Genomic DNA, 11,879 nt, shown 5'->3' on the forward strand with positions numbered 1-11,879 from the left:
TTAAGGTCGTCTGAAAAAGCAAAACGCTCCTGTTTCTTCTTTTCAAACGAGAAAACAGGAGCATTTTTATGACTACGCCAAAGAAAACCGCCAAAACTTCCGGCAACGAAGCGCGCGAGCTTGCCGACTTGAGCGAAGACATCGGCATTCGCTTCAAATATCCGAACTCGGAGCGCGTGTATCTGCAAGGCAGCCGCAACGACATCCGCGTGCCTTTGCGCGAAATCCGTCAGGACGACACCTACACGGCGCAAGGCACGGAAGCCAACCCGCCGATTCCCGTCTATGACACCAGCGGCGTATACGGCGATCCGGCGGCACACATCGACCTGAAACAAGGTTTGCCGCACGTCCGCACCGCATGGCTGGACGAACGCGGCGATACCGAAATCCTGCCCAAGCTCTCCAGCGAATACGGCATCGAACGCGCGCACGACCCGCAAACCACCCATTTGCGTTTCAACCAAATCACCCGCCCGCGCCGTGCGAAAAGCGGCAGCAACGTAACCCAGCTTCACTATGCGCGTCGCGGCATCATCACGCCCGAAATGGAGTTTGCCGCCATACGCGAACGCATGAAGCTGGACGAACTTTTCAGACGGCCTGAATACGCCAAGCTCTTGAAACAGCACGCAGGGCAAAGTTTTGGCGCGAACATCCCGCCCCACCCCGACCAAATCACGCCCGAATTCGTGCGCCGAGAAATCGCCGCGGGACGCGCGATTATCCCCGCCAACATCAACCACCCCGAACTCGAGCCGATGATTATCGGCCGCAACTTCCGCGTCAAAATTAACGGCAATTTGGGCAACTCCGCCGTAACCTCCAGCCTGACCGAAGAAGTCGAAAAAATGGTGTGGTCGCTGCGTTGGGGCGCGGACACGATTATGGATTTGTCCACCGGCGCGCATATCCACGAAACGCGCGAATGGATTATCCGCAACGCGCCCGTCCCCATCGGTACCGTGCCCATCTATCAGGCTTTGGAAAAAACCGGCGGCATTGCCGAAGATTTGACTTGGGATTTGTTCCGCGACACCTTAATCGAGCAGGCGGAACAAGGCGTGGACTATTTCACCATACACGCAGGCGTGTTGCTGCGTTATGTGCCGATTACCGCCAACCGCCTCACCGGCATCGTATCGCGCGGCGGTTCCATCATGGCGAAATGGTGTCTCGCCCATCATCAGGAAAACTTCCTCTACACGCATTTCGACGAAATCTGCGAAATCATGAAAGCCTACGACGTATCGTTCAGCCTCGGCGACGGCCTGCGCCCCGGCTGCATTGCCGATGCCAACGACGAAGCGCAGTTCGCCGAATTGCACACCTTGGGCGAATTGACCGGCAAAGCATGGAAACACGACGTACAAGTCATGATCGAAGGCCCCGGCCATGTGCCGCTGCAACGCGTCAAAGAAAACATGACCGAAGAGCTGCAACACTGCTTTGAAGCACCTTTCTACACACTCGGCCCGCTCGTTACCGACATCGCCCCCGGCTACGACCACATCACCTCGGGCATAGGCGCAACCAATATCGGCTGGTACGGCACAGCCATGCTCTGCTACGTTACCCCGAAAGAGCATCTCGGCCTGCCCGACAAAGAAGACGTGCGTACCGGCATCATCACCTACAAACTCGCCGCCCACGCCGCCGACCTCGCCAAAGGCTGGCCGGGCGCACAGTTGCGCGACAACGCCCTGAGCAAGGCACGTTTCGAGTTCCGCTGGCGCGACCAATTCCGCCTCAGCCTCGACCCCGAACGCGCCGAGAGCTTCCACGACGAAACCCTGCCCGCCGAAGGCGCGAAAATCGCCCACTTCTGCTCGATGTGCGGCCCCAAATTCTGCTCGATGAAAATCACGCAGGAAGTACGCGACTACGCCGACAAGCAAAAAGCCCAGCGGCAGGGTATGGAGGAAAAAGCGGTCGAGTTTGTGAAGAAAGGGGCTGAGATTTACAGTTGATAGAAAGGTCGTCTGAAAACCGTTTTCAGACGACCTTTTTCTATTTCCTGAACTCTTCCCTGACGATGTCCAGCCAAGCCCTGAGCGCGGGAGTGGGACGCTGGTGTTTTTTCCACGCCATGGTCAGTTGCCAGCGGATTTCGGGTTCGGTCAGCGGGACGGCGGCGAAGGTGTCGGGATTGATTTTGCGGGCGTAGTATTCGGGCAGAAGGGCGATGCCCATATGGTGCGCCACCATGTCGGCGAGCAGGTCCCATTGTCCGGTGCGGCAGACGACGTTGGGCGTGAAGCCTTGGCTGCGGCAGGCGGTTTGGATGGTTTCGTTAAGGGAAAATCCTGAGCCGAAGAGGATAAACGGTTCGTGTTGCAGGCTTTTGAGGCCGAGGGCGGCGTGGCGGGCTTGGGCGCGCGGCATAAGGACGACGAGCGGGTAGTCGCACAGGGTAATGCTGTCGAAGTCTTCGTGGACGGGGGCGAGCAGTTGTCCGGCGTCGAGTTCGTTGTTGCGCAGGGATTGTTCGATGGCGAGCGAACCTTGTTCGAGGAAGGTCAGTTCGATGCCCGGCCATTGGCGGCGGAAACGGAACAGGGCGTTGCTGAGCAGGTCGCTGCCGAGCAGTGCCAAACCCAGCCGCAGCGTGCCGCTTTTGATGTGGCGGTAGCTGTCGATGCGGGCGAGCAGCAGGTCGCGTTCGTGCAGGAGGTTCAGCGCATGGCGGTACACTTCTTCGCCGATGGGCGTGGTGGCGACTTGTCGTTTTTTGCGGCCGTTCTCTTTAACCAGCAGCGGTACGCCCAGTTCTTCTTCCAATGCCTGTATGGTTTTGCTGACGGTGGGCTGGGTCAGGTTGAGCGCGGATGCGGCGGCGGAGAAACTTTGCAGGCGCACGAGTTCGGCGAAACAGTGCAGGCTTTTGAAGTCCATTATTCCTCTTGGGCATGATTTTAGTGCAGATAATTCATATTATGCGTAAACCGCGTCCTTATAATCAAGCCTTCGTTTTGAATTACAGATTGATGAACCTTATGGATACGCTGACGCGATTTTTTCAGACGACCTTGCAGCTTGCCGTGGTCGGCTTGGTTTGGCTGGTGTCGGATTTGATGGTGCGCTTTGCCCATCTGCCTGTTTCTTCGGGCGTATTGGGGCTGTTTTTAATGCTTGCGCTGCTGGGTTTGGGCGTGATTAAAACCGGCATGGTCGAGCGCGGCGCGAAATGGGTGTTGGGCGAGTTGGTGTTTTTCTTTATCCCGATTATGGTATCCGTATTGCAATACCGTGATTTGCTTCTTTCCGAAGGTTGGCGGCTGGTGCTGACGATTGCGGTCGGCACTGCGCTGGTGATGATCAGCACGGCGTTGACGCTGAATTTCTGCTACCGCTGGAAACGCCGCCTGTATAAAAAACTGCACGCCTGATAGGGAATCAAAATGGATTATGCCGCGCTCGCCTGCTTCGCTTGGACCTGTTTCGCCTATTTCGTGGCGAAAAAAATCTACCGTAAAAAACCGCTGATGATTTTCTCGCCCGTTGTTACCGTTTCGGTCAGCACCATCATCCTGATGCTGCTTTTAGGCATTTCCTACGATACTTACCACAAATACACGCAAGGCATCGTTTTCCTGCTCACGCCGGTAACGGTCGCCTTCGCCATCCCGATTTATGAAAACCGCGAAGTCATCCGCCGCCAGCTTCCCATCCTGTCGATAGCGATTTTGGTCGGCATGTTTGTCGGCGTTGCCAGCGCGTTTTTGATGGGCAATATGTTCCACTTCGACAGTGAAGTCACCAACAGCCTGATGGCGCGCTCGATTTCCACGCCGTTTGCCGTCGTGTTGGCAAGTGAAATCCACGGTTCGGCATCGCTGGTGTCGCTGTTCACCATCATCACCGGCTTCGTAGGCATGATATTCGGCGATTTGTTTTTAGCGTTTACACGCATCCGTTTCCATACTGCCAACGGTGTCGCACTGGGCAACGCCGCCCACGGCTTCGGCACTTCCCGCGCCGGACAACGCCACGAAACCGAAGGCGTGATGGCGAGCCTGACCATGATTTTGGCGGGGTTGTTTATGGTCATCATCGGCCCGAGCATGGTGCATTTGGTGGTTTGGCTGATGAGCTGAAGAGCAGTTTTACAAAGATATCGAAACGTCCTTGAGTTTTGGGGTCGTCTGAAATCGGGGCGGTCGTTTTGCCCTCTCCCCGGCCCTCTCCCACGGGAGAGGGAGTAGATGTCGGGATGTCGAGGATGTTGTGGGCGGGGTCGAAGGCGAAGGTTTCGCTGCGGCCGGTTTGGCTGTTGCGGGCTTCTTGAATGCGTCCGATTTTGTCGTAAACGTAATTGAGGACACCGCTTCTTTGGTCGGTGCTTTGGATCAGGTTGCCGGCTTTGTCGTAGGCGTAGCGGCGGTTGACGGCGCCGCCGGCCAACGGGCTTTGTTTGCCGCGGGGTGTTGGTGTGCCGTTCCAAACGGTACGCTGACTTTTCAGACGACCCATGGGGTCGTAGTCGTATAGGCTGCTGATGCCGCCCTGCGTCCTTTGGATTTCTCGGTGCAGTTTGTCGCGTTCGATGTCGCTGACGACTTCGCCGTCGAGGCTGATTTGGTGCAGGTGTCCGCTGCCGTAGTACAGGTAATCGATCTGGCGGCCGTCGGGCAGGATGGTGCGGATGCGGTTGCCCAACGGGTCGTAATAGCCTCTATCTGATCTGTTGCAATACCTTTTGCTCTCGCATCTTGGAGAAAATAATGTTCTGCTCCTCTTATAGCCCTATAGGAACTTGTTTCAAAAACTGCTGTCATAGGACCTAAGTTTCGGTGATGGCTACGTTTTCTATTAGCTAAAATTGTTTCTACTGACATATTATCTGCTCCTCTTGTTCTCCCTGTATATATTTTTTCTGGATTATCTAAATCTAGTGCTTGATAGATAATATGCCGTGTTAAACCCCAAACATCAATCCAAATCTGAGTATTCGGCGCAAACTGATACAGATTCTCCCCACCCAACAACCCAATCGGGTCCTGATTCACAAACCGCCCGGCCTCTGGCTCGTAATACCGCATCAGGTTGTAATGCAGCCCGGTTTCTTCATCGAAGTATTGGTTCTGCAATCTGAACGGCTGATGCGCGTTCTTGTAAACCCTCTCATCCTTTTTCAGACGACCCCAAGCGGTGTATTCGCCGTACCATAAGAGATTGCCGTGGATGTCGGTCATCTCTTTCGGAATGCCGACTTGGTCGTTGTGGAAATAGGCGAGGTATTGCGCTTCGTCTTGGTTGTTGTGGAAGACTTGGGCCAGGGGTTCGTAGCTGTCTTGGTCGGTGTAGATATAGGTGTAGCAGCCTTTGTAGGTGTACTCCTGCAACAGGTGGCTGCCGTCCCAGACGAAGTGGGTACGTTTCGGTTCGGTACTCGTCCAGGCGAGTTTGTCTTGGCGTTCTTTGGAGAGGCGTCTGCCGAACGGGTCGTAGGCGTATGTCCAGATTTCGGTGTTTCCGGCGGGCTTTTTGATTTCGGCGCGGACGAGTTGGTTTTCTAATCGGTAGCCTACGGTGGCGCTTTGGCCGTTGTGGACGGTGGTTTCGCCAATGAGGCGGTCGAGTTCGTCGTAGGCGAGTTCGACGCTGCTGTGTTGGTTGCGGGCTTTGGTCAGGTTACCGGTAACGGGGTCGTAGTCGAAACGGGTGCGGCTGATGCCTTCGTCTTTGCTTTGCCCGTTGCGGCTGGAGACTTTGCGGCTTTGTTTTTCGATCAATTGACCGAGGATGTTGCGTTTGAAATGATGGATGTGCCAAGTCTCGGGACGGTCTTTCAGACGACCTTCATTATTGCTTTGGCCGTATTCGGTCTGTTGAACCAGTTGTCCGGCGGCATCGTAGCCGTAGGCGGTGATTTTGCCGTCCCAGCCGGTTTCTTGGATCAGGTTGTCGGTTCGGTCGTAATCGAGACAGTAGGTTTCGCCGTTTTCGTTGGTGAGGACGGTCAGACGGCGGGCTTTGTCGTAGGCGTAGGCGAAGGTATGGCCCAGCGCGTTGGTGCGTTTGAGCGGCAGTCCGTCCACTGCGAGTTCGTAGGCGGTTTTGGCACCGAGTCCGTCGATGTAGGCGGTCAGTCGGTTGAGGCGGTCGTATTCGAAGGTTTCGTGACTGCCGTCGGGATAGTCGGTACGGACGGGGTTGCCCGCTGCGTCGTAGTGGTGGCGGGTGGTGTAACTAGCGGTAGAGAAATTTAGTAGAGGTCCCTGAAAGTCGGTTTTCAAACGACCTCTACATCAATCAGTAATAAAATTGTTAAAGAACCGATAGCTCAGACGACTTAGAAGAAGATTTAGAGGTCGCTTGAAAAGCAGAAGCCGCGTGTATATTCCACACACACCCCACATCAGAATTAAAAGTTTCATACAAACTACGGTTTGCTTTTTTTCATTCGAAAGAAATTTTTAACATTTTTGATAACCGATTTATAAAATATAAAATTGCCAAATGTTCATCTTGGTAACAACATTCTTCGGTTCTCAACCCTCTTTCTGAATAAAATATATGCCATTTTTTATTTTCTTCAACAATACATAATGATTCATCATTTACTTCATTGATTGAGTAACTATCTTCTGGTATTCCTTTACTTTTGAGATAAGAATTCAACTCATTAATTTTTAACATTTTCCTATTTTCACCTCTTCCAGATGCCCAGATTCTATATATGATTTAACAGATTTTGGCAACTCATATTGTGTCCCTAATCCAATCTCTCCGAACCACGGCATAATTTTACTTGCAGCTACATTATCAATCGGTTTCAGTACCCTATATAACCACTTACTTGTATTGGGCGCAAACCAATATAGATTATCCCCGCCCAACAACCCAATCGGGTCCTGATTCACAAACCGCCCCGCCTCAGGCTCGTAATAGCGCATCAGGTTGTAATGCAGTCCGGTCTCTTCATCAAAGTATTGGTTTTGCAATCTGAACGGCTGATGCGCATCCTTGTAAACCCGCTCATTCTTTTTCAGACGACCCCAAGCGGTGTATTCGCCGTACCATAAGAGATTGCCGTGGATGTCGGTCATCTCACGTGGGATGCCGATTTGGTCGGTGTGGAAATAGGCAAGGTATTGTTTGCCGTCTTTGGCGTTGTCAAAGACTTGGGCTAAGGGTTCGTAGCTGTCTTGGTCGGTGTAGATATAGGTGTAACTGCCTTTGTAGGTGTACTCCTGCAACAGGCGGCTGCCGTCCCAGACGAAGTGGGTGCGTTTGGGGTCGGTACTCGTCCAGGCGAGTTTGTCTTGGCGTTCTTTGGAAAGGCGTCTGCTGAACGGGTCGTAGGCGTATGTCCAGATTTCGGTATTGCCGGCGGGCTTTTTGATTTCGGCGCGGACGAGTTGGTTTTCTAGGTCGTATTGGTAATATTGGTTTTCGCCATCAGGCAACTGGCGGTAGATCAGGTTGCCCAGTGCGTCGTAGGTGTATTCGATGCCGTTGTATGATTCTAGGCGGTTGCCGGCTTTGTCGTAGGCGTAGCGGCGGTTGAGCGCGCTACAACAAAGGTCGTCTGAAAGTTGATTTTCAGACGACCTTGGCGTTGACTAGTGATAAGATAGTTAAAGAACGAGTATTTCCGACAACCTCGAAAAGGCTTGAAGTCATCTAAAAAAACAGAAAATTCAAGTCTTTATCACATAAACCCTCCGTCGAGATTAAATATTTCAAACGGATTAAAAGTTGCTGAATTAGCAAAATATGCATTTATTTTTTGAAAATAAGAAAAGTTTTGTTCAGTATTATATTTTGATGAGAAAATTTAATCTTTTATATCCTAACCTTAAACCAGTGACAATGGATTAATTAATTTAAATAAATTCAGTACTGTATTTTTTACAAACTCTGGAAGAATTAGTTTGAATTGAATTTTTTCGCCGCTTTCCAACTCAAAATATAATCTTTCATGATCCATACTAAAAGATATAATTTTGTTTTTAACCCACGGCATAAAAACAATTAAATAATATTCTTTATCAATAAGAGAAACTGCAAAAGATAAATTCCAATCTCTTGGTTCATCATATCTTCGTAATGAAAAACGTTTTAATTCTCCACCAGAAACAACAAATTCAATCTCATCATAGTAAATATTGTATTCTTTAAAAGACTTAAATTCATTACTAGATAAAATTTCAAATAAAAACTTTTCTAAGTTATTAGAAATTTTAATTGAAAATTCATCTTTTTTAGTTTTAACTGTGAAAAAATTTTTCTCTCTGAAAAATTCTTGTATCAGAATATTCTTTTCGTCATCATTTATGTAATAAAGATTATTACCGTCTGATATAAACTCCTTTGCATAATTAATACTAAAATAGTTTATAGAAGAATCATAATTTACACAAACTTCATCTACCATCAAAGGCATAAAAAACTCCTAATAGTTACTATATTTTAAAATTATATGACTATCGCTTTCGACTATATTTCAACAAAATCGCCCATGCTCTGTCAGACTTAGAACCTTTTGCAGAGGGAGGCCTATCTGCTTTTGTTTCTGCTATAAGATCAGAAATTTCACGACGAACTTTATCAAAGTCGGACGAGTCAATCATTATCTCATCTACATTTTTATTCCTTCTAGTTAATGGAAATCTAACACTATTTGCTCCACCTTCTTTCAATGTTTTAAATATATTGGCTCTACATTTTGTACACATACCAATTCGTTTAATTAAATTTTCCTTGGTATCCATATCCTTAAAGTAACCAATGATGTTATGTATTATTACATCTTGACCACGCAATTTACCAGCATCTGCTAATTCCTGAAGCCCTTTAATTTCTGCATGACGTCCACCACTTTTATGAGTGGTACTATTTCCTCCGGCTGTCACCGAGGCTTTGGCACCATTCCTATGATGTCGTGCCAATCCCCAAGGATCACTCCACACCATGGAATTAGGCGAAAACTGATATTGATTATCCCCACCCAACAACCCAATCGGATCATGATTCACAAACCGCCCGGCCTCAGGCTCGTAATAGCGCTTCAGGTTGTAATGCAGCCCGGTCTCTTCATCAAAGTACTGGTTTTGCAATCTGAACGGCTGGTGCGCATTCCGATAGACCCGCCCGTCCTTTTTCAGACGACCCCAAGCGGTGTATTCGCCGTACCATAAGAGATTGCCGTGGATGTCGGTCATCTCCCTCGGTATGCCGATTTGGTCGGTGTGGAAATAGCTGAGGTATTGTTTGCCGTCTTTGGCGTTGTCAAAGACTTGCGCCAGCGGTTCGTAGCTGTCTTGGTCGGTGTAGATATAGGTGTAGCTGCCTTTGTAGGTGTACTCCTGAAGTAATCGCGTTCCGTCCCAGACGAAGTGGGTGCGTTTCGGATCGGTACTCGTCCAGGCGAGTTTGTCTTGGCGTTCTTTGGAAAGGCGTCGTCCGAACGGGTCATAGGCGTAGGTCCAGATCTCGGTATTGCCGGCTGGCTTTTTGATTTCGGCGCGGACGAGTTGGTTTTCGAGATCGTATTGGTAATATTGGTTTTCGCCGTCGGGCAGCTGGCGGTAGATCAGGTTGCCCAATGCGTCGTAGGTGTATTCGATGCCGTTGTATTCTTTGAGGCGGTTGCCGCTGACAGGGTTGGGCTTGGCGGGGGATTTCAGACGACCTTGAATTTTGGGGTCGTCTGAAATCGGGGCGGTCGTTTTGCCCTCTCCCCGGCCCTCTCCCACGGGAGAGGGAGTAGATGTCGGGATGTCGAGGATGTTGTGGGCGGGGTCGAAGGCGAAGGTTTCGCTGCGGCCGGTTTGGCTGTTGCGGGCTTCTTGAATGCGTCCGATTTTGTCGTAGATGTAATTGAGGACACCGCTTCTTTGGTCGGCGCTTTGAATCAGGTTGCCGGCTTTGTCGTAGGCGTAGCGGCGGTTGACGGCGCCGCCGGCCAGCGGGTTTTGTTTGCCGTGAAGCGTTTGTGTGCCGCTCCGGACGGTACGCTGGCTTTTCAGACGACCCATGGGGTCGTAGTCATACAGGCTGCTGATGCTGCCCTGCGTCCTTTGGATTTCGCGGTGCAGTTTGTCGCGTTCGATGTCGCTGACGACTTCGCCGTTAAGGCTGATTTGGTGCAGGTGTCCGCTGCCGTAGTACAGGTAATCGATATGGCGGCCGTCGGGCAGGATGGTGCGGATGCGGTTGCCCAACGGGTCGTATCGGTAGCCTACGGTGGCGCTTTGGCCGTTGTGGACGGTGGTTTCGCCGATGAGTCGGTCGAGTTCGTCGTAGGCGAGTTCGACGCTGCTGTGTTGGTTGCGGGCTTTGGTCAGGTTGCCGGTAATGGGATCGTATTCGAAACGGGTGCGGCTGATGCCTTCGTCTTTACTTTGTCCGTTGCGGTCGGAGACTTTGCGGCTTTGTTTTTCGATCAGTTGGCCGAGGATGTTGCGTTTGAACCGGTGGATGTGCCAAGTCTCGGGACGGTCTTTCAGACGACCTTTATCGGTGCTTTGGCCGTATTCGGTCTGCTGAACCAGTTGTCCGGCGGCATCGTAGCCGTAGGCGGTGATTTTGCCGTCCCAGCCGGTTTCTTGGATCAGGTTGTCGGTCGGGTCGTAATCGAGACGGTAGGTTTCGCCGTTTTCATTTCAGACGACCTCTATGTTAACTGCTAATGAGATTGTTAAAGAACAAATGGTTCAGACGACCTCAAAGAAGATAGTGAGGTCGTCTGAAAAACAGAAACCGCGTGCGTGCGTACCGCACACACCCTACGTCAGGACTGAAGGTTTTGTGCGGGGCTGCGGCTTGCTATAACTTACTTACAGAATATTTCATGTTAGAGGAAGAAACTCCATCTTCAAATTATTACTCACAACTAATTCTTTGAATTTATCAGAAAAAGCCCAAATTAAATCATCATTTATATCTTTTGCACAAAACTCAAAACCAGATATATTTCCCAAAAATACAGGTGGATAATCAATAAACTTCTCTCCATCTATTTCATAAAAATTTGATTTTTCCATATCTACTAATTTAGCAGTTAATTTAATTTTTCCAAGGAAAAATTTAAATTCATCATTCTTGATTCTAAGTTTAGCCGGAAAAAAATCTAATTCATTTTTTAATTTATCAGCTAATTTATTAATGAAAGTTTCAGAGAACAATAACATCTTAGGAATTGTTTGAATATAATCTGTTTTAGAAATATTTTTGGAGGTATATCCACTCTGAGCTATAAAAACTGCTTCATCTGTATAATTACCTTTATTGTAATTAATAAATTCCACGATTTCTCTATCATCTTGTTTTAAGTCCACATACGCATCTTCATTATCAACAGCAGAGAATATTTGATAAAGAGTCATCATTTTTTCTTTTTTACTATTACTTTTAGAAATTGGTGTAGCGTAAGTATATTTATCAGTCACAGACCTTTCTCACAAAAAGTCAATATCTGTTACGCTCATTTTCGGTAGAATAAATTGAAGGTCTTCTGAAAACCAAAAACCGCGTGTATTTCGCATATATCCTACATCAGCATTAAAAGTTCCATATGAAATACAGTTTACTAAGATTCATAATAGTCATGCCTGATGTGCAAAGCACCATACATCCTCATACCCTTCATTATCAATTACAAAACCAAATCCTTCCATTAGGGCTAAATACGGCATAACCATTGGAAGTAAAGATTCCAAATGGCTCACATGCAAAGGTTGAAAGAAATCATCATCAGAACTATATTCTCCACAGTAAATAAACCATGTAATTTCATCAAGATTATCCGTAACTCTCAGTTCCCTACGTCCAGATATTGGTTGTTTCCCGATAGTATCTATAGCTATAGCTATCATATCGTTATCAGAAAGTGGGCTAAAATCAGAACCATATTTAGCACAAATAGCCTT

The 11,879-nt window shown here is 49.0% G+C and carries 11 protein-coding genes and 3 pseudogenes; 4 read left to right on the plus strand and 10 right to left on the minus strand.

Annotation, left to right across the window (positions count from 1 at the left end; all coding sequences use genetic code 11):
- The first annotated feature begins 68 nt into the window (after positions 1-68).
- A complete protein-coding gene (gene thiC, locus ACMYUL_RS14585; protein WP_415771397.1) occupies positions 69-1,970 on the plus strand; it encodes a phosphomethylpyrimidine synthase ThiC in 1,902 nt (633 codons plus the stop codon).
- A gap of 40 nt (positions 1,971-2,010) precedes the next feature.
- Here thiC and ACMYUL_RS14590 read toward each other — a convergent pair whose 3' ends face one another.
- Positions 2,011-2,895: a LysR family transcriptional regulator gene (locus ACMYUL_RS14590; protein ID WP_415771399.1), complete on the minus strand. Its 885-nt coding sequence runs from the start codon at positions 2,893-2,895 to the stop codon at positions 2,011-2,013.
- Positions 2,896-2,909: 14 nt separating this feature from the next.
- On the opposite strand from ACMYUL_RS14590, the gene ACMYUL_RS14595 reads away from it, so the two are divergent.
- Positions 2,910-3,389 (plus strand): CidA/LrgA family protein, encoded by a 480-nt coding sequence (locus ACMYUL_RS14595; protein WP_070515444.1) that lies wholly within the window; start codon positions 2,910-2,912, stop codon positions 3,387-3,389.
- Positions 3,390-3,401: 12 nt separating this feature from the next.
- Positions 3,402-4,097, plus strand: coding sequence for an LrgB family protein (locus ACMYUL_RS14600; RefSeq protein ID WP_415771401.1), 696 nt, complete (start codon positions 3,402-3,404; stop codon positions 4,095-4,097).
- Positions 4,098-4,122: 25 nt separating this feature from the next.
- Here ACMYUL_RS14600 and ACMYUL_RS14605 read toward each other — a convergent pair.
- The 7 genes and pseudogenes from ACMYUL_RS14605 to ACMYUL_RS14635 all read right to left on the minus strand — a co-directional run.
- Positions 4,123-4,500: pseudogene (locus tag ACMYUL_RS14605) on the minus strand (RHS repeat protein); the annotation flags it as partial.
- 416 nt (positions 4,501-4,916) lie between these two features.
- A pseudogene (locus ACMYUL_RS14610) lies at positions 4,917-5,633 on the minus strand (RHS repeat domain-containing protein); the annotation flags it as partial.
- Positions 5,634-6,402: 769 nt separating this feature from the next.
- Positions 6,403-6,642 (minus strand): hypothetical protein, encoded by a 240-nt coding sequence (locus ACMYUL_RS14615; protein ID WP_126500668.1) that lies wholly within the window; start codon positions 6,640-6,642, stop codon positions 6,403-6,405.
- Positions 6,636-6,746 carry a glycohydrolase toxin TNT-related protein gene (locus tag ACMYUL_RS14620; RefSeq protein ID WP_415772989.1) on the minus strand — a complete coding sequence of 37 codons (111 nt, stop codon included), beginning with the start codon at positions 6,744-6,746 and terminating at the stop codon, positions 6,636-6,638. Before ACMYUL_RS14620 ends, ACMYUL_RS14615 begins: the two co-directional genes overlap by 7 nt.
- Before the next feature lie 45 nt (positions 6,747-6,791).
- Positions 6,792-7,487, minus strand: a pseudogene (locus ACMYUL_RS14625) (RHS repeat domain-containing protein); the annotation flags it as partial.
- A gap of 317 nt (positions 7,488-7,804) precedes the next feature.
- Entirely contained in the window at positions 7,805-8,392 is a 588-nt protein-coding gene (locus ACMYUL_RS14630; protein WP_415771403.1) for a hypothetical protein, read from the minus strand.
- A gap of 40 nt (positions 8,393-8,432) precedes the next feature.
- Positions 8,433-9,986 (minus strand): RHS repeat domain-containing protein, encoded by a 1,554-nt coding sequence (locus ACMYUL_RS14635; protein WP_415772991.1) that lies wholly within the window; start codon positions 9,984-9,986, stop codon positions 8,433-8,435.
- 144 nt (positions 9,987-10,130) lie between these two features.
- Here ACMYUL_RS14635 and ACMYUL_RS14640 point away from each other — a divergent pair, with 144 nt between their 5' ends.
- Complete coding sequence (locus tag ACMYUL_RS14640; protein WP_415771405.1) at positions 10,131-10,640, plus strand: hypothetical protein; 510 nt, start codon at positions 10,131-10,133, stop codon at positions 10,638-10,640.
- Positions 10,641-10,799: 159 nt separating this feature from the next.
- On the opposite strand, the gene ACMYUL_RS14645 is transcribed toward ACMYUL_RS14640, so the two are convergent.
- Both ACMYUL_RS14645 and ACMYUL_RS14650 read right to left on the minus strand, forming a co-directional pair.
- Positions 10,800-11,399 (minus strand): hypothetical protein, encoded by a 600-nt coding sequence (locus ACMYUL_RS14645; protein ID WP_246830484.1) that lies wholly within the window; start codon positions 11,397-11,399, stop codon positions 10,800-10,802.
- Between the two features lie 156 nt (positions 11,400-11,555).
- Positions 11,556-11,879, minus strand: a 324-nt coding sequence (locus ACMYUL_RS14650; protein ID WP_415771407.1) for a hypothetical protein, incomplete at its 5' end; no start/stop codon positions are given.

The organism is Neisseria sp. CP9, from assembly GCF_047758525.1.
Lineage (GTDB): Bacteria > Pseudomonadota > Gammaproteobacteria > Burkholderiales > Neisseriaceae > Neisseria.

What these genes read in the sequence shown, in the direction of transcription:
- ACMYUL_RS14595 (WP_070515444.1), top strand. Translation starts at nt 2,910, where the DNA reads ATGATTTTAGTGCAGATAATTCATATTATGCGTAAACCGCGTCCTTAT.
- ACMYUL_RS14630 (WP_415771403.1), bottom strand. Translation starts at nt 8,392, where the DNA reads ATGCCTTTGATGGTAGATGAAGTTTGTGTAAATTATGATTCTTCTATA.
- ACMYUL_RS14590 (WP_415771399.1), bottom strand. Translation starts at nt 2,895, where the DNA reads ATGGACTTCAAAAGCCTGCACTGTTTCGCCGAACTCGTGCGCCTGCAA.
- ACMYUL_RS14600 (WP_415771401.1), top strand. Translation starts at nt 3,402, where the DNA reads ATGGATTATGCCGCGCTCGCCTGCTTCGCTTGGACCTGTTTCGCCTAT.
- ACMYUL_RS14640 (WP_415771405.1), top strand. Translation starts at nt 10,131, where the DNA reads ATGGCGGCCGTCGGGCAGGATGGTGCGGATGCGGTTGCCCAACGGGTC.
- thiC (WP_415771397.1), top strand. Translation starts at nt 69, where the DNA reads ATGACTACGCCAAAGAAAACCGCCAAAACTTCCGGCAACGAAGCGCGC.
- ACMYUL_RS14635 (WP_415772991.1), bottom strand. Translation starts at nt 9,986, where the DNA reads ATGGGTCGTCTGAAAAGCCAGCGTACCGTCCGGAGCGGCACACAAACG.
- ACMYUL_RS14615 (WP_126500668.1), bottom strand. Translation starts at nt 6,642, where the DNA reads ATGTTAAAAATTAATGAGTTGAATTCTTATCTCAAAAGTAAAGGAATA.
- ACMYUL_RS14620 (WP_415772989.1), bottom strand. Translation starts at nt 6,746, where the DNA reads ATGCCGTGGTTCGGAGAGATTGGATTAGGGACACAATATGAGTTGCCA.